Source organism: Pelomicrobium sp. G1, assembly GCF_051905455.1.
Classification (GTDB): domain Bacteria; phylum Pseudomonadota; class Gammaproteobacteria; order Burkholderiales; family UBA6910; genus Pelomicrobium.
This window is the reverse complement of the sequence record NZ_JBQACR010000008.1, coordinates 1-19,654: the sequence shown is the minus strand read 5'-3', so window position 1 is coordinate 19,654 and position 19,654 is coordinate 1. Positions and strand designations below refer to the sequence as shown.

Annotated in this window: 21 protein-coding genes; 4 read left to right on the top strand and 17 right to left on the bottom strand. The window is 67.9% G+C overall.

Annotated elements, in window-relative coordinates; genetic code table 11:
* Positions 1–18: 18 nt before the first annotated feature.
* The 14 genes from accD to aroC all read right to left on the bottom strand — a co-directional run bounded on the left by accD (position 19) and on the right by aroC (position 14,581).
* A complete protein-coding gene (gene accD / locus ACTFO6_RS09105) occupies positions 19–882 on the bottom strand; it encodes an acetyl-CoA carboxylase, carboxyltransferase subunit beta (protein ID WP_439934144.1) in 864 nt (287 codons plus the stop codon).
* On the bottom strand, positions 879–1,703 hold the full coding sequence (trpA, locus tag ACTFO6_RS09100; protein WP_439934143.1) for a tryptophan synthase subunit alpha: 825 nt from the start codon (positions 1,701–1,703) through the stop codon (positions 879–881). Before trpA ends, accD begins: the two co-directional genes overlap by 4 nt.
* Before the next feature lie 22 nt (positions 1,704–1,725).
* The gene (gene trpB / locus ACTFO6_RS09095; protein ID WP_439934142.1) at positions 1,726–2,925 is read right to left on the bottom strand and encodes a tryptophan synthase subunit beta; all 1,200 of its coding nucleotides are present in this window, start codon (positions 2,923–2,925) and stop codon (positions 1,726–1,728) included.
* Positions 2,900–3,532: a phosphoribosylanthranilate isomerase gene (locus ACTFO6_RS09090; RefSeq protein WP_439934141.1), complete on the bottom strand. Its 633-nt coding sequence runs from the start codon at positions 3,530–3,532 to the stop codon at positions 2,900–2,902. The genes trpB and ACTFO6_RS09090 overlap by 26 nt, the downstream gene beginning before the upstream one ends.
* The gene (gene truA, locus ACTFO6_RS09085; protein WP_439934140.1) at positions 3,529–4,347 is read right to left on the bottom strand and encodes a tRNA pseudouridine(38-40) synthase TruA; all 819 of its coding nucleotides are present in this window, start codon (positions 4,345–4,347) and stop codon (positions 3,529–3,531) included. The genes ACTFO6_RS09090 and truA overlap by 4 nt, the downstream gene beginning before the upstream one ends.
* Positions 4,344–4,949 carry a hypothetical protein gene (locus tag ACTFO6_RS09080; RefSeq protein ID WP_439934139.1) on the bottom strand — a complete coding sequence of 202 codons (606 nt, stop codon included), beginning with the start codon at positions 4,947–4,949 and terminating at the stop codon, positions 4,344–4,346. Before ACTFO6_RS09080 ends, truA begins: the two co-directional genes overlap by 4 nt.
* Before the next feature lie 91 nt (positions 4,950–5,040).
* Positions 5,041–7,434: a FimV/HubP family polar landmark protein gene (locus ACTFO6_RS09075; protein ID WP_439934138.1), complete on the bottom strand. Its 2,394-nt coding sequence runs from the start codon at positions 7,432–7,434 to the stop codon at positions 5,041–5,043.
* Positions 7,435–7,605: 171 nt separating this feature from the next.
* A complete protein-coding gene (asd, locus tag ACTFO6_RS09070) occupies positions 7,606–8,718 on the bottom strand; it encodes an aspartate-semialdehyde dehydrogenase (protein WP_439934137.1) in 1,113 nt (370 codons plus the stop codon).
* 61 nt (positions 8,719–8,779) lie between these two features.
* On the bottom strand, positions 8,780–9,844 hold the full coding sequence (leuB, locus tag ACTFO6_RS09065) for a 3-isopropylmalate dehydrogenase (protein ID WP_439934136.1): 1,065 nt from the start codon (positions 9,842–9,844) through the stop codon (positions 8,780–8,782).
* 14 nt (positions 9,845–9,858) lie between these two features.
* Positions 9,859–10,497, bottom strand: a complete 639-nt coding sequence (gene leuD, locus ACTFO6_RS09060; protein WP_439934135.1) for a 3-isopropylmalate dehydratase small subunit — start codon at positions 10,495–10,497, stop codon at positions 9,859–9,861.
* A 2-nt stretch (positions 10,498–10,499) separates the two neighbouring features.
* Entirely contained in the window at positions 10,500–10,604 is a 105-nt protein-coding gene (locus ACTFO6_RS09055; protein ID WP_439934288.1) for an entericidin A/B family lipoprotein, read from the bottom strand.
* A gap of 43 nt (positions 10,605–10,647) precedes the next feature.
* Complete coding sequence (leuC, locus tag ACTFO6_RS09050) at positions 10,648–12,063, bottom strand: 3-isopropylmalate dehydratase large subunit (protein ID WP_439934134.1); 1,416 nt, start codon at positions 12,061–12,063, stop codon at positions 10,648–10,650.
* 78 nt (positions 12,064–12,141) lie between these two features.
* Entirely contained in the window at positions 12,142–13,290 is a 1,149-nt protein-coding gene (locus tag ACTFO6_RS09045; RefSeq protein WP_439934133.1) for an MFS transporter, read from the bottom strand.
* Positions 13,291–13,420: 130 nt separating this feature from the next.
* Positions 13,421–14,581, bottom strand: coding sequence for a chorismate synthase (gene aroC, locus ACTFO6_RS09040; protein WP_439934132.1), 1,161 nt, complete (start codon positions 14,579–14,581; stop codon positions 13,421–13,423).
* 168 nt (positions 14,582–14,749) lie between these two features.
* On the opposite strand from aroC, the gene ACTFO6_RS09035 reads away from it, so the two are divergent.
* Complete coding sequence (locus tag ACTFO6_RS09035; RefSeq protein ID WP_439934131.1) at positions 14,750–15,757, top strand: diguanylate cyclase domain-containing protein; 1,008 nt, start codon at positions 14,750–14,752, stop codon at positions 15,755–15,757.
* Positions 15,758–15,813: 56 nt separating this feature from the next.
* Here the strand turns inward: ACTFO6_RS09035 and ACTFO6_RS09030 are convergent, their stop codons facing one another.
* Positions 15,814–16,092 carry a SelT/SelW/SelH family protein gene (locus tag ACTFO6_RS09030; protein WP_439934130.1) on the bottom strand — a complete coding sequence of 93 codons (279 nt, stop codon included), beginning with the start codon at positions 16,090–16,092 and terminating at the stop codon, positions 15,814–15,816.
* 127 nt (positions 16,093–16,219) lie between these two features.
* Here ACTFO6_RS09030 and thyA point away from each other — a divergent pair, with 127 nt between their 5' ends.
* A complete protein-coding gene (gene thyA / locus ACTFO6_RS09025; RefSeq protein ID WP_439934129.1) occupies positions 16,220–17,014 on the top strand; it encodes a thymidylate synthase in 795 nt (264 codons plus the stop codon).
* On the top strand, positions 17,011–17,499 hold the full coding sequence (locus tag ACTFO6_RS09020) for a dihydrofolate reductase (protein ID WP_439934128.1): 489 nt from the start codon (positions 17,011–17,013) through the stop codon (positions 17,497–17,499). The genes thyA and ACTFO6_RS09020 overlap by 4 nt, the downstream gene beginning before the upstream one ends.
* Before the next feature lie 12 nt (positions 17,500–17,511).
* On the opposite strand, the gene ACTFO6_RS09015 is transcribed toward ACTFO6_RS09020, so the two are convergent.
* Together ACTFO6_RS09015 and dcd are read right to left on the bottom strand one after the other, a co-directional pair.
* Complete coding sequence (locus ACTFO6_RS09015) at positions 17,512–18,672, bottom strand: type III PLP-dependent enzyme (RefSeq protein ID WP_439934127.1); 1,161 nt, start codon at positions 18,670–18,672, stop codon at positions 17,512–17,514.
* 253 nt (positions 18,673–18,925) lie between these two features.
* Positions 18,926–19,492, bottom strand: a complete 567-nt coding sequence (gene dcd, locus ACTFO6_RS09010; RefSeq protein ID WP_439934126.1) for a dCTP deaminase — start codon at positions 19,490–19,492, stop codon at positions 18,926–18,928.
* Between dcd and ACTFO6_RS09005 the strand changes: the two genes are divergently transcribed.
* On the top strand, positions 19,445–19,654 hold a 210-nt coding region (locus ACTFO6_RS09005; protein WP_439934297.1), incomplete at its 3' end, for a hypothetical protein. The genes dcd and ACTFO6_RS09005 overlap by 48 nt on opposite strands.

Here is a 19,654-nt window from a genome sequence, read left to right as displayed (position 1 = left end):
CCGGGACGGAGGAAGGGTTCAAACGGCCGGGGCGCGCATAAGCAGGGTGACCAGGCTCGCCAGGGTGTCCCGCATCCGGCGCCGGTCCACGATCAGGTCGATAGCCCCGTGCTCCAGGAGAAACTCCGAGCGCTGGAACCCCTCGGGCAGGGTCTCCCGCACCGTCTGCTCGATCACCCGGGGGCCGGCGAAACCGATCAGGGCCCCGGGCTCGGCGATTACCACGTCGCCGATCATGGCGAAGCTGGCCGAGACGCCCCCCATGGTGGGATCGGTGAGCACGGAGATGAACGGCAGCCGTGCCTCGGCGAGCTTGCCCAGGGCGGCGTTGGTCTTGGCCATCTGCATGAGGGAAAAGAGCCCCTCCTGCATGCGCGCGCCCCCGGTGGCGGTGAAGCAGACGTAGGGAAGGTTTCCCTCCAGACAGGCCCGCACCCCCCGCACGAAACGCTCCCCCACCACCGAGCCCATGGAGCCGCCCATGAAATCGAACTCGAAGGCGGCCGCCACCAGGGGCACCGTCTTGACGCTGCCCTGGATCACCACCAGGGCGTCGTCCTCGCCGGTTTCCGCCTGCGCCTCCTGGAGCCGCTCGGTGTAGCGCTTGCTGTCTTTGAACTTAAGCGCATCCACCGGCACCACTTCGGCGCCGATCTCAAAACGCCCCTCCGGATCCAGCAGCAGGTTCAATCGCTCCCGCGCCCCGAGCCGATTGTGGTGGTTGCATTTGGGGCAGACGTTGAGATTCTTCTCCAGGTCGGAGTAATACAGCACCGCCTCGCACGCCTCGCACTTGCTCCACAAGCCCTCCGGCACTCCGCGCCGGCCGCCCACGTCCCGGCGCTTGATCTTGGGAGGAAGGAGCTTGCGGAGCCAGCTCACGGGACCCTCCCCGGGGCCGCGGCGCCCTGGTCCATGCCTTCCCGCAGGCTCGCCACCAGGGTCCGCACCCGGGCCAGCACGACGTCCCGGGGCGAGTCCTCGATCTCCTGGACGATGCGGCTGCCCACCACCACCGCGTCCGCCACCTCCGCCACCGCGCGCGCGGTCCGGGCGTCCCGGATGCCAAAGCCCACGCCGATGGGGAGCCGGATGCTCCGCCGCAGGACGGCGATGCGGGAACGCACGTCGTCCAGGTCCAGGTGGGAAGCGCCGGTCACTCCCTTCAGGGAGACGTAATAGACGTAGCCGCGAGCAAGCCGCGCTACCTGGGCGATGCGGGCCTCGGGGGTGGTGGGGGAGAGAAGATAGATGGGGTCGACCTCCGCAGCCGTGAGCCGCCGCGCCAGCGCCTCCCCCTCCTCGGGAGGATAGTCCACCACCAGCACCCCATCCACCCCGCACGCTCGCGCCTGCTCGACGAAGACGTCATAGCCCATCGCCTCAATGGGGTTGGCGTAGCCCATGAGCACCACGGGCGTCTCCCCGTCGAGCCGGCGGAACGCCTCCACCAGGCCGAGCACCTGACGCAGGGTGATCCCCTGCTTGAGGGCCCGCTCGGAAGCGCGCTGGATAACGGGGCCGTCGGCCATGGGGTCGGAAAAAGGCACCCCCAGCTCGATCACGTCGGCACCCCCCGCCACCAGGGCCTCCAGGATGGGAAGGGTGAGCCGGGGCTCGGGATCTCCCGCGGTGACGAAAGGGATCAAGGCCTTGCGGCCCTGCCGCTGGAGTCGCTCGAAGGCGGCGCCGATGCGTGACATGACGCTTGCGTCCGCGGCGGTTTTAGAGGCTGATTCCGCAGCGGCTGGCCACGGTGTTGATGTCCTTGTCGCCGCGGCCGGAGAGATTCACCAGCAGCAGGGCGTCCTTGGACAGGGTGGGCGCCAATCTCGCCGCGTACGCCAGGGCGTGGGCCGATTCCAGGGCCGGGATGATGCCCTCGTACCGGCACAAGGCGTGGAAGGCCTCCAGTGCCTCCTCGTCGGTGACCGCCACGTACTCGGCCCGGCCGCTGTCCTTGAGCCAGGCGTGCTCCGGCCCCACTCCCGGGTAATCCAGCCCGGCAGAGATGGAGTGGGTCTCCAGGATCTGGCCGTCCTCATCCTGGAGGAGATAGGTGCGATTGCCGTGCAGGACGCCCGGCCTACCTGCGCACAGGGTCGCCGCGTGGCGACCACTATCCAGGCCGTGACCGCCCGCCTCCACACCGATCATGCGCACCCGGGGCTCGCCCAGGTAGGGATGGAACAGGCCGATGGCGTTGGAGCCGCCACCCACGCAAGCGATCAGGACATCGGGCTGGCGCCCGAACTGTTCCAGCATTTGGCTTTTGGCCTCCTGCCCGATGACCGTCTGGAAGTCCCGCACCATCATGGGATAGGGATGGGGGCCCGCCACGGTGCCGATGATGTAGAAGGTGTCGTCCACGTGGGTGACCCAGTCCCGCATGGCCTCGTTGAGGGCGTCCTTGAGGGTCTTGGAGCCGCTCTCCACCGGCACCACGGTAGCGCCCAGGAGCTTCATGCGAAACACGTTGGGCGCCTGGCGCTTCACGTCTTCCGAGCCCATGTACACCACGCACTCCATGCCGTAGCGGGCGGCCACGGTGGCGGTTGCTACCCCGTGCTGCCCGGCCCCCGTCTCGGCGATCACCCGGGGCTTGCCCATACGCCGCGCGAGCAGGGCTTGGCCCACGGTGTTGTTGATCTTGTGGGCGCCGGTATGGTTGAGGTCTTCGCGTTTCAGCAGGATCTGCGCCCCGCCCAGCTCCCGGGACCAGCGCCGGGCGTGATAGATCGGGCTGGGACGGCCCACGTAATGGCGCAGCTCGTCGGCCAGCTCCGCCTGAAACTCGGGATCGTGACGCAGCCGCTCGTACTGGGTCTTGAGCTCTTCCAGTGCCGCCATCAGCGTCTCGGCCACGAACACGCCGCCGTAAGGACCGAAATGGCCGGCCTTATCGGGCAAGTCGTACATCTGCATTCCGGACCCTTTCGATGAAGGCGGCGATCTTCGCCGCGTCCTTGATCCCCTTGTCCGCTTCCACGCCGCTCGAGACGTCCACGGCCCAGGGCCGCACCGCCTGGATCGCCTCGGCCACGTTCTCGGGCGTGAGCCCCCCGGACAGGATCACCGGGAGCGGCAACCCCTGGGGCACCAGGGACCAGTCGAAGCGCTCCCCCGTACCGCCCGGGACGCCGGGCCGGTAAGCGTCCAGCAGAAGCCCCCGAGCCTCGCGATAACGAATAAAATATTTTAGCAGATCGAGTTCCGGCCGGACCCGCGCCGCCTTGACGTAGGGAAGGCCGAAGCGGGCGCAGAACTCGGGGGGCTCGTCCCCATGGAACTGGAGAAGCTGCAGGGGCACAACGCCCAGCACCTCCCGCACCCAGGCCGGCTCCGGGTCCACGAACAGCCCCACGCAGGTCACGAACGGCGGCACCGCCCGGGCAATGGCGGCGGCCCGCTGGGGGTCGATGAAGCGCGGGCTTTGGTCGTAGAACACGAACCCGATCGCGTGGGCCCCCAGGCGGGCGGCGGACTGGGCGTCCTCGGCCCGGGTGATGCCGCAGATTTTGACCGCCGTCACCCGTCCTCCAGGGCCATCGCTGGAATCGATTCGAAAGGGAGCACGGCGTCTCGCGCCCAGCCCGCGGGCAGGTTCCAGCGCGGCTCGTAGCGCACGCCCGAGAAATACAGGCCATCGGCGGGAAACGTGGGCGCCCCAAGCGCCCGATCGCGGCCTTTCAGGACCTGGGCCAGCCACTCGGGAGGATAGGCGCCCTTGCCCACGTACACCAGGCAGCCCAGGATGTTCCTCACCATATGATGAAGGAATGCGTTGGCCCGGAAGTCGAAGACGAGAAGGGATCCCTCGCGCCGGATCGCCAGCTGCGAGAGGGTGCGCACCGGCGTGCGCGCCTGGCACTCCGACGAGCGGAAGGCGCTGAAATCGTGCTCTCCGACGAGGTGGCGGGCCGCTTCCCGCATGCGCTCCAGGTCCAGAGCTTGGTGAAACCAGCCCACCCGGCCGCTTGCCACCCCGGGGCGCACAGGGTGATTCAACAGCAGGTAGCGGTAGCTGCGCTCCCGGGCGCTGAAGCGGGCGTGGAAATCCTCTGCCACCGGCCGGGCCCACAACACCGCCACCGAGGCCGGCAAATGGGTGTTGGTGCCCCGCACCCAGGCGCTTTCCGGCCGCGCCGCTCGGGTGTCAAAATGCACCACCTGGGCCAGGGCATGGACGCCGGCGTCGGTGCGCCCCGCCGCCACCACCCGCACCGGATGGCCGGCGATGGCGCCCAGGGCCCGCTCCAGGGCGTCCTGCACCGAGCAGCCGTCCGCCTGGCTCTGCCAGCCGCAGAAACGGCTACCGTCGTATTCCAGCCCGAGGGCGATTCTCACGCGGCAAGCCACGCGGAAGCGGCGGCGAGCGTCGCCAGCAGGCAGGCGTCGCGCCAGGAAAACCGCTGGGCCGGCAGCACCACACGGCCAGGCCCGGGGGGAGCATCGGACCCGGCCGGCAGCCGGGCCAACTCGGCGAAGGGCCGGCGCCCCGCCTCCCCCGTCCCCTCGGCGTAATGCAGGGTGAGCCAGAGTCGCACCGCGACCCGGTCGGCCTTCGCCCCTACCCAGGACAGGGGCATGAGCAGGACATAGAGCCCGGCGAGCAGCGCCTCCCAGCTATAGCCGCCCAGCACCAGGGCCAGGAGAGCGAGCAACGCAGCGAGCCGCGCCGCCTGCGCTCCCCCCGCTATCCATCCCGCCGACTCGTGCCCGGGCACCAGAAAAGCGTAAGCGACGAGGAGCGCCAGCAGCAGCCAGCGGCTGCGCATCAGGAGCGCGAGGAACCGGCGGGGTTGCACGGCGAGGGCGAGACCGAAGACCAGGCCGCAGCCTGCTGCCAAGGCCGCGCCCTCCAGGCGCTGGAACAGAAGGGCGGCGCCGAGCCAGGCCGCCAAGGCGGTGGCGGGGTGGATCAGGAACACAGGGTAAGCGTGCAGCACGGGCCGGAAGCGAAGCGCAGGCAACGGAATCCATCATACCAGCGCCCGCGGACGGACGTTCGCGGGAGGGGGGCCGGATGGTGCCGCCGCCTCAGAGGGTTTCGAGGAGGGCCTGGGCGTCGCGCCGTTGCTGCTCGTCGCCTTCCCGCAAGACCTCCTGCAGGATCTCCCGGGCACCCTCCTTGTCGCCCATTTCCTTATAGGCCTTGGCCAGGTCGAACTTGGTGGCCACCTCCTGCCAGTGGGCGTCCTTCACCCCGCCGGGGGTCTCCTGCGCCGGCTCGCCCAGGTCCAGGCTGAAATCGAAATCCAGCTTGGTGGCGGTGGATTCCTGGGGCCCCGCCGGACGGTCCCCCGTGCGGCTCTGTTCCAGCCCGGAGAGATCGAAGCTGACGCTCAGGCTCTCGTCCACGTCCCGGGCGGCCTTCATCTCCCTCTGATGGCCGGCGGTCACGCCGGAGGTAATCTCGAAGTCCACCGTGCTGGTGTCGACCCCGGCCCTCTCGCCCTCGGCCGACGGCGCCGGTCTTTGCGGAGGCGTTTCCGCCTGGAGCTTGCCACCCAGGTCGAAATCGACGTCCATCCCCAAGCTTCGTTCCGTCGCCAGGGCCACCGTGCCCAGCCCCGCGCCGGAAGCGGCCGGAGCGGGCGTGCCCCCATAAAGGGGATTGGTCGGATCCAGGGCGAGGCCCATGGCCACGGCCTTTTCCCAGTGAGGGGTGCCTGGGGCGATGGCTTGCAGCCTGCGCGCCGTCTCCTCGAACTGGGCCTTGTCCTGGCGCATGCTGTAGACCTCCAGCAGCTTGAGGTACAGCTCAGGTCGCTTGGGCGTCTTGGCGAGGGCTTCCTTGAGCACCTCCTCGGCCTGGGCGTCGCGCCGGTAAGTGAGATAGACCTCCGCCTCCTGGAGGGGATCCACTTCGTCCAGGGTACCCGGCCCGGCCGCGGTGCTCTCCGCCGACAGGGGCGCCGTAGCTTCCTGGGAAGCCGCGGCGGCGGCCGGAGCCGAGTCGATTCCCGGCTCGGCGAACACCTCCTCGGGCGCGGCCCTCGCGGCCTGCCGCCTGCGGCTGGCGTATAGCCCCCAGCCCAGGAGCAGCACCACCACGCCACCCGCCCCGGCCAGATAAAAGGGCTCACCTAGGAGCGTCTCCATCAGGGACGGTTCCGCGGGAGGCGGCGGAGCGGGTTTCGGCGCCGCTTGCTGCCGGGGCTGCTCCGGCGCCGGGGCCGCTTGGGCCGGCGGCTGGGGCGCCGGCGCGGCGGGGGCGGTCTCGGGCTTCACTTGAGGCTGGGGCGCAGCGCCCGCCTGGGCGGCAGACTCCGGTTTCGCCTGGGGTGCGTCGGTTTTCCCTGCCTCGGAGGCCGTGGGCACGAGGGGTTGGCCCTTGAGCTCCAGGAGCTTTTGCATGTCCTGGATATTCTTCTCCAGGAGGGCCACCCGCTCCTGGGCCTCCTTGAGGGCCTTTTCCTTGGCGACGTTTTCCTCTTCCAGGGCGCGGATGCGCTCCTGCAGCGACTGGCCCGCAGGGGCGAGCTCCGCTTCCGCCTTGGAGAGTTTGAGCACTTCCTTGGGCGGCTCGGCTTGTCCCTTCTCTTCCACCGCCGCCGTCACCTGGCCCGCGGCGGCCTGCCCTTCGCCCGCGGGCGATTCCACGGTCGCCGCGGCGGCAGCGAGCTGATCCCGGTAGGCTTTCCAGCTCGCCACCTGGGCGCGGAACTCGGCCACCGCCTCCTTCTGATCGATGGCCATCGTCTCTTCCCGGTTGGGGACACGCAGGATGGGCCCGGCCTTAAGCCGGTTCATGTTGTTGTCCATGAAGGCGTCCGGGTTGGAGCGGAACAGGGCGACCAGCATCTGTTCCAGGGACGCCCCCGGGTGACGGGTGCGCTCGGCGATCTGGCTCAGAGTCTCGCCCCGTCGGACGGGCCCGTAGGTTCCCGGAGTGGGCTCGGCGGGTGCGGCCGCCACCACCGGGGCCGGTCCAGGAGAAGGTGCTGGCGCCGCCCGGGAAGGCGGTGCGGGCTGCGGCGGAGCTTCCTGCGGCCGGGCTTCCTTCACCTCGGGCACGGCCGGCTTGGGCGCTGCATAGGCAGGAGGATCCAGCAGGAAGGTGTACTCTCGCGTCACCGCTCCGGTGGTCCAGGTGAGCTCCACCAGGACGTTGAGGAAAGGATCGGTGATGGGCTGGGTGGAGGTGAGGACCACCACCGGCCGGCCGGCGCGGGTTTCGATCTTCGCCCGCACCGAGGCGAGCCCCGGCTGGTAATCGATGTTGGCCTGCTTATAGGCGGAAGGGGGCGCGATGCGCGCCTGGAGGGAGGCGAGCTCGTCACTCCGGACGGAGACGATCTCGATTTCCGCCTGCAAAGGATCGCCGAGGGCCGAGTGCACGGTGAGCTTGCCGAGCCCCGCGGCCAGCGCCACCACGGGCAGGCCCAGGGCACCCAGCAACAGCCCGAGTCTTGAAATCAGTTTCACCACGCCGCGTCTCCCTGGGGGCTTTCTGAAGTTCTAGTGTACATCAAATAGTTATGGATTCAAGTTAAATTGAACTCTCGCTTCCCACCCTCACTCGGGCGTTGCCTGAGGAGAATCTCGGCATCCAAGGCGGTGGTTGTCCCGTTGCCGCCCTTCGATGATCGAGCCCAGCTTTCAAGCCTGCTGGAGGATGCGCAGCATCCGCCTCAGGGGCTCGGCGGCACCCCACAGGAGCTGATCGCCGCAGGTGAAAGCGCCCAGGTACTCGCCCCCCATGTTGAGCTTGCGCAACCGCCCGACCGCAATGGCCAGGGTGCCGCTGACCGCCGCCGGGGTAAGTTCGCGGATGGAGTCCTCGCGCCGGTTGGGGACGACCTTCACCCAGTCGTTGGCCGAAGCGAGCATGTCCTCGACCTCGTCCAGGGGCGCGTCCTTTTTGAGCTTCACGGTGAGGGCCTGGCTGTGGCAGCGCATGGCGCCCACCCGCACGCAGATGCCGTCCACCGGCACGGGCTCGCCTTCACGCCCCAGGATCTTGTTGGTCTCCGCTTGCCCTTTCCATTCCTCCCGGCTCTGGCCGTTGCCCATCTCCCGGTCGATCCACGGAATCAGGCTTCCGGCCAGCGGTACCTGGAAATGCTCCGCGGGAAAATCCGGCCGGCGCAGGGTATGGGTCACCACCCGGTCGATCTCCAGGATGGAGGAGGCCGGGTCGTCGAGCAGCGGTTTCGCCGCCCCGGCGATGGTCTCCATCTGAACGAGCAGCTCCCGCATGTTCTGGGCGCCGGCGCCGGAGGCGGCCTGGTAAGTCATAGCCGTCATCCACTCCACCAGGCCGTTGCGGAACAGCCCGCCCATGGCCATTAGCATGAGGCTCACGGTGCAATTGCCGCCGATATAGTTCTTGACCCCCCGCGAGAGCGCGTCTTCGATCACCGGCATGTTCACCGGGTCCAGGATGATGACGCTGTCCTTGTCCATGCGAAGCGTCGAGGCGGCGTCGATCCAGTAACCATCCCAGCCGCCCGCGCGCAGCCTAGGATACACCTCGCCGGTATAGTCGCCTCCCTGGCAGGTGACGATCACGTCCATGGCCCGCAGGGCCTCAAGGTCCTTGGCGTCCTTGAGGGGCGGCACGTCCCGGCCGATGGCCGGCCCCTTGCCGCCCGCCTGGGAAGTGCTGAAGAACACCGGCTCGATGGCGTCGAAGTCGTTCTCTTCCCGCATGCGCTGCATGAGCACCGAGCCCACCATGCCGCGCCATCCTACGAAACCTACCCGAAGCATCCGTCTACCTCTCTCGATCCCGCTGCATCTTCCGACCAGCAAGCAACCATCGACCGAAGGCTCAGAGGGCCGCCACCACCGCGTCCCCCATGGCGGCAGTGCCCACCGGCGCCGCCCCCGGCTCCGCGATGTCGGCCGTGCGCACCCCCCGCGCCAGCACTTCCGCGACCGCCCGCTCCACCCGCACCGCCGCCGCTTCCATCCCCAGACTGTAGCGCAGCAGCATCGCCAGGGACAGGATGCTGGCCAGGGGGTTGGCGATGTCCCGGCCGGCGATGTCGGGCGCCGAGCCGTGGATGGGCTCGTACAAGCCCTTGTTGCGGGCATCCAGGGAGGCCGAGGGGAGCATGCCGATCGAGCCCGTGAGCATGGAGGCCTCGTCGGAGAGGATGTCCCCGAACATGTTGCCGGTGAGGATCACGTCGAACTGCCGGGGATCGCGTACGAGCTGCATGGCGGCGTTGTCCACGTACATATGGCTCAGTTCCACGTCCGGATACTCCCGCGAGATCTCGCTCACCACTTCCCGCCACAGCCGGCTAGTCTCCAGCACGTTGGCCTTGTCTACCGAGCACACCCGCCTCCCCCGCCGCCGCGCCGCCTGGAAAGCCACGTGGGCGATACGCCGGATTTCCCCCTCGCGGTAGACCATGGTGTCGAAGCCTTCCCGCTCGCCGGCGGCGTTGACCCGGATGCCCTTGGGCTCGCCGAAATAGATGTCGCCGGTGAGCTCCCGCACGATCAGGAGGTCGAGACCCGCCACCCGCTCGGGCTTGAGGGCGGAGGCGACGGCCAGCTCCCGGTACACCCGCGCCGGGCGCAGGTTGGCGAAGAGCTCCAGCGCCTTGCGGATCCGCAGCAGCCCCTGCTCGGGACGCTTTTCCCGGGGAAGCCCGTCGTACTTGGGCGCGCCCACGGCGCCCAGCAGAATGGCGTCCGCCGTCCGGGCGAGCTCCAGGGTGGACGCGGGCAACGGGTTCCCCTCTGCGTCCACGCCGGCCCCGCCGATGGGCGCCTCGGCCCACTCCAGAGGGAGCCCGTCGCGGCGCAGCCGCTCCAGCACCTTCACCGCCTGGGCCGTGATTTCCGGGCCGATCCCGTCTCCCGGGAGGATGGCGATCTTCATTCAGCCGTAAATGCTCAACCGAACAGCCATGGCGCCTCGGCCCGCCGCTTGGCCTCGTAGGCCTTGATCTTGTCCACGTGCCGCAGGGTGAGCCCGATGTCGTCCAGGCCGTTGAGCAGGCAGTACTTGCGAAACGGGTCGATGTCGAAGCGGAACGTCTCCCCGCCCGGCGTCGTCACGCTCTGGGCTTCCAGATCGATCAGCAGCCGGTAGCCCTCGGTGGCCTCCACCTCCTGGAACAGCCGGTCCACCACGGGGGCATCCAGCACCACGGGCAGCAGCCCGTTCTTGAAGCAGTTGTTGTAGAAAATGTCGGCGAAACTCGGGGCGATGAGGGCCCGGAAGCCGTAATCGAGCAGCGCCCAGGGCGCGTGCTCCCGGGAGGAGCCGCAGCCGAAGTTCTCCCGCGCGAGCAGGATGCTCGCTCCCCGGTAGCGGGGCTGGTTGAGCACAAAGTCCGGGTTCAAACGCCGCCCGGAGGCGTCCGCTCCCGGCTCGCCCGGGTCCAGGTAGCGCCAGGCGTCGAACAGATTCGGGCCGAAACCGCTGCGCTTGATCGACTTCAGGAACTGCTTCGGGATGATGGCGTCGGTGTCCACGTTGGCGCGGTTGAGCGGCGCCACCAATCCTTCGAGACGGATGAACTTTTCCATGCTCACTTGACCGACTTCTGGATCGCCTCGCCGCCCTTCTCGATGTCCTTGCCGAGGCCCTGGATGGTGTTGCAGGCGGCGAGCCCTGCAACGAGCAGTACGGCCATGATGGAAATCACGAGTCTGCGTATCATGATCGAGCTTCCTCCGTTAGGAAGAAAGAAGTTCCCGCACGTCAATGAAATGCCCGGCGATGGCCGCCGCCGCCGCCATCTCCGGGCTCACCAGGTGGGTGCGCCCGCCGGCGCCCTGGCGCCCTTCGAAGTTGCGGTTGGAGGTAGAGGCGCAGCGCTCCCCGGGCGCCAGCCGGTCGTCGTTCATGGCGAGGCACATGGAGCAGCCCGGCTCCCGCCACTCGAAGCCGGCCTCCAGGAACACCCGGTGCAGGCCTTCTTCCTCCGCCTGGCGCTTCACAGTGCCCGAGCCGGGCACGACCAGGGCCTGCTTGATGTTGGAAGCGATGCGGCGCCTTCGCACCACCTTGGCCGCCGCCCGCAGGTCTTCCAGGCGCGAATTGGTACAGGAGCCGATGAACACCTTGTCCAGCCGGATGCTGCGGATCGGGGTGCCCGGCTCGAGCCCCATGTACTTAAGCGCCCGCTCGTAGCTTTCCCGCCGGGTAGGGTTCGGCTCCCGGGCGGGATCGGGCACTTCCCCGTCCACCGGTGCCACCATCTCCGGCGAGGTGCCCCAGGTCACCTGGGGTCGAATCCGGGCCGCATCCAGGCGCACCACTTTGTCGAAGCGGGCGTCCGGGTCGCTTTTCAATTCCCGCCAGGCGGCCACCGCCCGCTCCCACAGCTCACCCTTGGGCGCCAGCGGCCGACCCTTCAAGTATTCGATGGTCTTCTCGTCCGCCGCCACCAACCCGGCGCGGGCGCCCGCCTCGATGGACATGTTGCAGATGGTCATCCGCCCCTCCATGCCGAGGGCGCGGATGACGCTCCCCGCGTATTCGATCACGTAGCCGGTAGCGCCCGCCGTGCCGATGGCGCCGATGATGGCGAGGATCACGTCCTTGGCGGTGACCCCGGGGCCCAGGGTCCCGTCCACCACGATCTGCATTGCCTTGGCCTTCTTGGTCAACAGACACTGGGTGGCGAGCACGTGCTCCACCTCCGAAGTACCGATGCCGAAGGCGAGACAGGCGAACGCCCCATGGGTGCTGGTGTGGGAGTCGCCGCACACCACGGTCATGCCGGGCAGCGTCGCCCCCTGCTCCGGGCCCACCACGTGCACGATCCCCTGGCGCCGATCCCGGAACGGGAAATAGGCCTTGGCGCCGAACGCCTTGATGTTGGCGTCCAGCGTCTCCACCTGCAGCCGGGAGACGGGGTCGCGGATTCCCTGGTCCCAATTGCGAGTAGGGGTGTTGTGGTCCGCAGTGGCGATGACGGAGTCCGGCCGCCAGACCCGGCGCCCGGCGAGCTTCAGCCCTTCGAACGCCTGGGGACTCGTCACCTCGTGCACCAGGTGCCGGTCGATGTAAAGGAGCGTGGTGCCGTCGGCTTCCTCGTGCACCACGTGGCTCTCCCAGAGCTTGTCGTAAAGGGTCTTTCCGCTCATGACTTCAGGCGTCAAGGAAAGATAAGAATTATGCCACAAAGCCCTGGCCCGCCCCAGGAGGCGCCCTCCAAGGGCGCGCTACCGATCGGCGGGAAAGCGCCGGGCGATGAGCAGTCCCCCCAGCGCCGCGGTGGCGGCACTGGCCATGAAAGTGAAGCCCGGGCCCGCCGCCTCCCACAGGTAGCCGCTCAAGAGGCTGCCAAGGCTGCCGCCCGCACCGAAACTAACGCTGCTGTAGAGGGCCTGGCCCTTGGCCGGGTGGCTTCCCTGGAACAGGCGGTGGAACGCCGCCACCGCCGCGGCGTGATAGGCGCCGAAAGTGGCCGCGTGCAGGGACTGGGCGAGCAGCATCAGGGGCGGCACGGTGGGAAAGGCGGCCACTAGCGCGAAGCGCAGCACGGCGCAGCCGAAGCTCACAAGCAGGATAGCGCGGCCGCTGTAGCGGGCGGCCACCCGCGGCATGAGGAAGAACACCCCGATCTCGCAGATCACGCCCAAGGCCCACAGCCACCCCACCTGGCCCTTGGTGTAGCCCACGTCCACCAAGTAGATGGAAAAGAAAACGTAGTACGGTCCATGGGCCGCAGCCATGAGGAAACAGGCAGCGAGGAGCGCGCCCACCTCGGGGCGCCGCACGATCCGCCACAGGGGCATCACCTCTTCCGGCGCGCGGCGCACGGGGGCGTCCGGTACCCGGGCCGCCGAAGCCGCCACCGCCAGCTTGAGGGCGAGCAGAACCCAGAGCAACCAGAAGATGGGAGCGCCATCCAGCAGGTGGCCGATCCCCACCACCGCCAGGATGAAACCGAGGGAGCCCCACCAGCGGATGCGCCCGTAGCGGGCGGCGTGGGGGCCCAGGTGGGACAGGGTGATCGCTTCCACCAGGGGCAGCGACGCGCTCCAGAAAAAGCTCATGACCGCCATCACCAGCCACATCCAGGCGAAACCCGCGCCGAAGAAAACGCCCGCGTAGCTCAGGAGGGCGGCGAGGGCCGCCAGGCGCAGGATCTCCACTCGACGGCCGGTGGCGTCGGCAAGCCAGCCCCACGCCGCGGGAGCGAGCATGCGCATTACCTGGGGCAGGGCCATGAGCAGCCCGATCTCGGCCGCCACGTACCCGAGGGAGCGCAGGTACAGGCTCCAGTAGGGCGCGAACGCGCCCACGAAGGCAAAGTAGAAAAAGTAGAAGCCGGCGAGGGGCCCGTAGGGAAAGGAGCGGTCAGACATCGGGGCAGGCGAGGGGGTCCCGCGGGGGGCGAAGGCCCGGGAGGAGGAAAAGCGCCTCACGGGGGGAAAGCGAGCCAAGCGCCTCGCCTTCCGGACCGGTTAGCCGGTGCGCCGGGGCGGGGCCGGCGGCTCACGCCTCGTCGGGTTCCGGATCCTCCCGGTGCTCTAGCGCCGGTTCCCGCGGGGGCGCCGCGGCGGCCCGGCCGGGCACGGGGGGCGTGGCGCAGCGCACGTCCGCGTTCTGCGCCCGGTGGCGCAGGGCGTGGTCGATGAGCACCAGGGCCAGCATCGCCTCGGCGATGGGCGTGGCGCGGATGCCCACGCAGGGATCGTGGCGGCCGGTGGTCTCGACGATCACCGGCCTGCCTTCCTTGTCGATGGAGCGCCGCGGCAGCCGGATACTGGAAGTGGGCTTGATGCCGATGGAGACCAGGATGTCCTGGCCGGTGGAAATCCCCCCCAATATGCCTCCGGCATTATTGCTGAGGAAGCCTTCGGGGGTGATCTCGTCGGAGTGCTCGGTGCCCTTCTGCTCCACCGCGGAAAAGCCCGCCCCGATCTCCACCGCCTTGACCGCGTTGATGCTCATCATGGCGTGGGCAATGGCGGCGTCCAGCCGGTCGTACACCGGCTCGCCCCAGCCCACCGGAACGCCCTCGGCCACCACATTGATCCGTGCTCCCACCGAGTCGCCCGACTTGCGCAACCGGTCCATGAACGCTTCCAGCTCGGGCACCATATCCGGATCCGCGGCGAAGAACGGGTTCTCGTTGACCCCGTCCCAGGACCTGAACGGCACCCGGATAGGGCCGAGCTGGGCCAGGTAACCCCGGATGAGAACGCCATAACGGCGACCCAGCCACTTCTTGGCGATGGCGCCAGCCGCGACTCGCACCGCCGTTTCCCGGGCCGAGGCCCGGCCGCCCCCGCGGTAGTCCCGGATGCCGTACTTCTGCCAGTAAGTGTAGTCGGCGTGCCCGGGGCGAAACACGTCCATGATCTTGCTGTAGTCCCGGCTGCGGGCGTCCACGTTGCGGATCAGGAGCCCGATGGGCGTGCCCGTGGTCCGCCCCTCGAACACGCCGGAGAGGATCTCCACCGTGTCCGGTTCCCGCCGCTGGGTGACGTGGCGGGAGGTGCCGGGACGGCGGCGATCCAGCTCTGCCTGGATATCCGCCTCGGAGAGCTCGAGGCCGGGTGGGCAGCCGTCCACCACGCCGCCGATGGCCGGGCCGTGGGATTCGCCGAAAGAGGTGACGCGGAAGAGCTTGCCGAAGGTGTTGCCAGACATCGAAAGGCTCGCAAAAACAAGGGCGCAAGTTTAACATAGGTCTGGACCGCGGCTTGTCCCGAACGCGGAGACGCGCAAGGCCGCGGCGGCCCAAACCGGATAGAACCGCCCCCCCCGAGACACCCGGCAAACGGTTGGCGCCAGATCGACGATCCAAGGGAGGATGCCGTGAAAATCCTGCTGGTAGATGACTCGCGCACGGCGCGGGCCGCCCTCACCCGGATGCTCGCCGCCATGGGGCATGCCGTAACGGAAGCTTCGGATGGAGCGCAGGCGCTCGAATGCCTGCGGCGGGAGCCGGTGGACCTGGTCCTGCTGGACGTGCAGATGCCCCGCCTGGACGGATTCGCCGCGGTGCGGGAGATGCGCGAGATCCAGGGCAACCGCTGGGTACCCATCATCTTTTTGAGCGCCCGGGAAACGGACGCGGACCTGGAGAAAGGCATCCTGGCCGGGGGCGACGACTACCTGGCGAAGCCGGTGAGCCCAGTGGTGCTGGGAGCCAAGATTCGGGCGCTCCAGCGCATCCACGACATGCAGCGCCAGACGGTCGAACTGAGCGAGCGTCTCGCCGCCGCCAATCGGGAGCTCGCCCAGCTCGCCCGCCAGGACGGGCTTACCGGCCTAGCCAACCGCCACCACTTCGACCAACGGCTGGCGGAGGAAATCGCCCGGGCGCGGCGCCACCGCAGTCCCTTGGGCTTGGTGCTGGGAGACGTGGACGATTTCAAGGCCTACAACGACCACTACGGCCACCAGGCGGGGGATGCCTGCCTACAGCGCATCGCCGCGGCCCTTTCGAGCGTCTGCCGGCGGGCCACCGATCTGGTGGCCCGCTACGGTGGCGAGGAGTTCGCCCTGGTGCTGCCGGACACCGACATGACCGGCGTCGAGAAGGTGGGCAACGCGGCGCGGGAGCAGGTGGAGGCCCTGGCCATTGCCCATGCTCGCTCCCGCGTTTCTCCCGTAGTCACCATGAGCCTAGGCGCCACCGCCCTCGTTCCCGACGGGTCCACCACCCCCACCCTGCTGATCCGCCGGGCCGACCAGGCCCTCTACCGGGCCAAGCTCCAAGGACGCAACCGTTGCGCCACCTGGGCGGGCGGCTGGGACGGCGCCGGTGGACCGGGCACGGAGGACCACGCCCCCAGTCCGGGATTAGAAGCGCACCCGTGAGCGAGCACTTCCGGGGAGAGTTTGCCGCCCCGAGGTTCCCCTCCCAGCGGTCAAGGCTAGCGCTCCGAGTGGCCCAGGTCTTTGCCGGGAGCCACCCGATCCCGCAGCCGCTGCTTGAGCTCCTTCGCTTCCGGAAAACGGCCTTCGTCCTTGCGGGACCATAGCAGCTCTCCGTCCACGCGCACTTCGAAAATGCCCCCGCTTCCGGGGATCAGGGCCACCTCGCCCAATTCCGACTCGAAGGTGGTAAGAAGCTCCTGGGCAAGCCACGCCGCTCGCAGGAGCCAGCGGCACTGGGTGCAGTAGCGGATTTCAACCCGAGGTTTTGCCTTCATCACGGCAAGCCTGCGACGTCCGTGGATTCCCGGGCCGGCCCTGGCCCGACCGAATTATAATGGCGCCTGGGGCGGGGCTTGCACTAGCCTCGGTACCCCCGAAGCCTGTTTTATCGAGCCGACGCCTATGCGCCAATACCTCGACCTGATGCGGCACGTCCTGGAGCACGGAGTGCGCAAGCCGGACCGCACCGGTACCGGCACCCTGTCCATCTTCGGCCACCAGATGCGTTTCGACCTGAGCCGGGGCTTCCCCCTGGTCACCACCAAAAGGGTTCACTTGAAGTCGGTGATCCACGAGCTGCTGTGGTTCCTCAAGGGAGACACCAACGTCCGCTACCTTCAGGAGCGGGGGGTGACCATCTGGGACGAATGGGCGGACGAGAACGGCGACTTGGGCCCCATCTACGGCTACCAGTGGCGCTCCTGGCCGGCCCCCGACGGCCGGCACATCGATCAGGTGAGCCGGGTGGTGAGAGAAATCAAGGAAAACCCCCACTCGCGCCGGCTCATCGTCTCCGCCTGGAACGTGGCGGAGCTGGACAAGATGGCCCTCACCCCGTGCCACGCCCTGTTCCAGTTCTACGTGGCCGAAGGCCGCCTTTCCTGCCAGCTTTACCAGAGAAGCTGCGACGTGTTTCTGGGGCTGCCGTTCAACATCGCCAGCTATTCCCTCCTCACCCACATGGTGGCCCAGCAGTGCGACCTGGCGGTGGGGGAATTCGTCTGGACCGGAGGCGACGTGCACCTCTACCTCAACCACCTGGAGCAGGCGCGCACCCAGCTCGCCCGGGAGCCCTATCCCCTGCCGCGGCTGCGGATCCTGCGCAAGCCGCCGTCCATCTTCGATTACGCCTTCGAGGACTTCGAGTTCGTGAACTACCGCCACCATCCGGCCATCCCGGCGCCCATCGCCGTATGACGGGCCCCCGCATCGCCCTGGTGGTCGCCATGGCCCGCAACGGGGTCATCGGCGCCGGCAACGCCCTGCCCTGGCGCCTGCCGGAGGACCTCAAGCATTTCAAGGCCCTCACCATGGGCCACTGCGTGGTGATGGGGCGCAAGACCTTCGACTCCATCGGCAAGCTCTTGCCCGGGCGGCAGAACGTGATCGTCACGCGCCGGGCGGATTACGCGGTTTCCGGCGCCCGGGTGGTCCATTCGGTGGAAGAGGCGCTCGAAGCCTGCGAGCGCCAGGACGAGATCTTCGTGATCGGCGGCGCCGAGCTGTTCCGGGACCTCATCGACCGGGCCGACCGGATGTACGTCACCGAGCTCATGCAGGACTTCGAGGGGGACGTGTACTTTCCCGCGTACGACCGCAGCGCCTGGCGGGAGGTGAGCCGCGAGCGGCGCCGGGCCGGGGACCTGGAATACCATTTCGTGGTGTACGAGCGAGCGCGCTGATCGCGCCCTCGCTCACAGCACGATGACTTCCGGCAGGGGAAAGCCGTTGAACGTGCTGGCGTAGGCGGTGGTGTAGGCGCCCGCGTTGGGGATGTAGATGAAATCCCCCTCCTGCATGTCTTCGGGGAGCATCTCCTCCTGCAGGACGATATCCACCGAATCGCAGGTGGGACCCGCCACGCACCACGGCACCATCGGGCCGGTGCGGTCGGTGAGGATCTGGTAGCGCAGGCCCTCGGAGGTCTCGATCATCCCGCCGAACAGGCCCGCGTCCCAGTACATCCAGCGGCGGCCGGCGCGGGTGGCGGTGCCCACCACCCGGCAGACGAAATACGCGGCGTCGGACACCAGGTAGCGTCCGGGCTCGGCCACCACTTCCACGTCCGCCGGGAACGCTTCGAGCGCCTCGTTGACTACCTCGCCGATCACCTCGATGGAAGGAATGGGCTTGACGTAGCGCACCGGGAAGCCGCCGCCGATGTTGAGCATGCGCGGCCGCATGCCGACCGCGAGGAGCTGGTCGAACACCGCCCGGGAGCGCTCGATGGCCACGCGCCAGTTCTGCGGGTTGCGGCACTGGGAGCCCACGTGGAAGGTGACCCCCGCCACGTCGGCTTTGAGCCGGGCGGCTGCGGCCACGATCTCGGGCACGTCCACCAGGTGGGCGCCGAACTTGCCGGCGAGGGGCCAGTCGGCCCCGATGTTGGGGGTGTCGATGCGCAAATAGAGCTTGGCGTCCGGCTTGATGGCCACCACCTTGGCCACTTCCTCCGCGCTGTCCACCACGAACCACTCCACGCCCTTGCCCGCCGCGTACTCGATGTAGGCGCGGGACTTCATGGGATTGCTATAGAGCACTTCCCGCGCCGCCACCCCGAGGCCAAGCAGGAGGTCGAGCTCGGCGACCGAGGCGATCTCGAACCCGGTCCCCTCGTCCTTGAGCACCTGGACTACCCGCGGGTCCGGGTTGGCCTTGACCGCGTAGTAGGGCTTCACCCGCGGCATCGCCTGGGCGAAACGGCGGGTCTTGAGCCGAATGATCTCGGGATCGATCAGGAGGAACGGCTTTTCGTAGCCGCGCTCCAGGGCTTTCTTGATGTGCCGGAAGTCGAGGCTGACTTCCGGGTGGGTGTCGAAGATGGATTCGCTGGCTTGGACGGCGGCGCGGGGCATCAATGTCTCCTCAAGGCACCTAGGTTACCGGCGTATGGATATTTACCAGGTCGACGGTGAGGGGAACGCTCCTCTTGCCTGTCATGCTGACCTCCTTGGCGCGCTTGAATTTTCAAGGGCTTGGATCCAAAAAATGCGCATTATAAAAAGCGGGGCCGCGGAATCAAGTGTAATTTGCGCCAGCAGGCCTGCGTCTAAAAAAAAGGCGCCATCTCAATCCGTTAGCTGCCGGAATCGACCGAACGTCCTCTACTCAGATCTTGGGCGGCGTGACGCCTTTCTGCCCCTGGTATTTGCCGCCCCGGTCCTTGTAGGAGATGTCGCACTCCTCGGCCGCCTCGAAGAACACCACCTGGGCGACCCCTTCGTTGGCGTAGATCTTGGCCGGCAGCGGCGTGGTGTTGGAAAACTCCAGCGTCACGTAACCCTCCCATTCCGGCTCGAACGGAGTCACGTTGACGATGATGCCGCAGCGGGCGTACGTCGACTTGCCGAGGCAAATGGTAAGCACGTTGCGCGGGATGCGGAAGTATTCCACCGTGCGCGCCAGGGCGAAGGAGTTGGGCGGAATGATGCACACCTCGCCCTTGAAATCGACGAAGGACTTGGAATCGAAGTTCTTTGGGTCGACGATGGTGGTGTTGATGTTGGTGAAGATCTTGAATTCGTCCGAGCAGCGGATGTCGTAGCCGTAGCTGGAGGTACCGTAGGAGACCACCTTGCGCCCGTCCACTTCCTTGATCTGGTTGGGCTCGAACGGCTCGATCATGCCGTGTTCGAGCGCCATGCGGCGGATCCACTTGTCGGACTTGATGCTCATGGGCTGCCCTCAACCACAGAGGCAAGAGTCACAAGGCAAAAAGAAATTTTCAACGCGAAGGGCGCAAAGGGAGCGAAAGAAAAAAGGGAACCTCTAAAAATTCGTTTTTCTGCCCCACATTCTTCCGCACAACACGCGCTGGCGGAGAGAGCCGTTCGTGGT

What these genes read in the sequence shown, in the direction of transcription:
- trpA (WP_439934143.1), bottom strand. Translation starts at nt 1,703, where the DNA reads ATGTCACGCATCGGCGCCGCCTTCGAGCGACTCCAGCGGCAGGGCCGC.
- trpB (WP_439934142.1), bottom strand. Translation starts at nt 2,925, where the DNA reads ATGCAGATGTACGACTTGCCCGATAAGGCCGGCCATTTCGGTCCTTAC.
- asd (WP_439934137.1), bottom strand. Translation starts at nt 8,718, where the DNA reads ATGCTTCGGGTAGGTTTCGTAGGATGGCGCGGCATGGTGGGCTCGGTG.
- leuB (WP_439934136.1), bottom strand. Translation starts at nt 9,844, where the DNA reads ATGAAGATCGCCATCCTCCCGGGAGACGGGATCGGCCCGGAAATCACG.
- leuD (WP_439934135.1), bottom strand. Translation starts at nt 10,497, where the DNA reads ATGGAAAAGTTCATCCGTCTCGAAGGATTGGTGGCGCCGCTCAACCGC.
- ACTFO6_RS09055 (WP_439934288.1), bottom strand. Translation starts at nt 10,604, where the DNA reads ATGGCCGTACTGCTCGTTGCAGGGCTCGCCGCCTGCAACACCATCCAG.
- leuC (WP_439934134.1), bottom strand. Translation starts at nt 12,063, where the DNA reads ATGAGCGGAAAGACCCTTTACGACAAGCTCTGGGAGAGCCACGTGGTG.
- ACTFO6_RS09045 (WP_439934133.1), bottom strand. Translation starts at nt 13,290, where the DNA reads ATGTCTGACCGCTCCTTTCCCTACGGGCCCCTCGCCGGCTTCTACTTT.
- aroC (WP_439934132.1), bottom strand. Translation starts at nt 14,581, where the DNA reads ATGTCTGGCAACACCTTCGGCAAGCTCTTCCGCGTCACCTCTTTCGGC.
- ACTFO6_RS09030 (WP_439934130.1), bottom strand. Translation starts at nt 16,092, where the DNA reads ATGAAGGCAAAACCTCGGGTTGAAATCCGCTACTGCACCCAGTGCCGC.
- thyA (WP_439934129.1), top strand. Translation starts at nt 16,220, where the DNA reads ATGCGCCAATACCTCGACCTGATGCGGCACGTCCTGGAGCACGGAGTG.
- ACTFO6_RS09020 (WP_439934128.1), top strand. Translation starts at nt 17,011, where the DNA reads ATGACGGGCCCCCGCATCGCCCTGGTGGTCGCCATGGCCCGCAACGGG.
- ACTFO6_RS09015 (WP_439934127.1), bottom strand. Translation starts at nt 18,672, where the DNA reads ATGCCCCGCGCCGCCGTCCAAGCCAGCGAATCCATCTTCGACACCCAC.
- dcd (WP_439934126.1), bottom strand. Translation starts at nt 19,492, where the DNA reads ATGAGCATCAAGTCCGACAAGTGGATCCGCCGCATGGCGCTCGAACAC.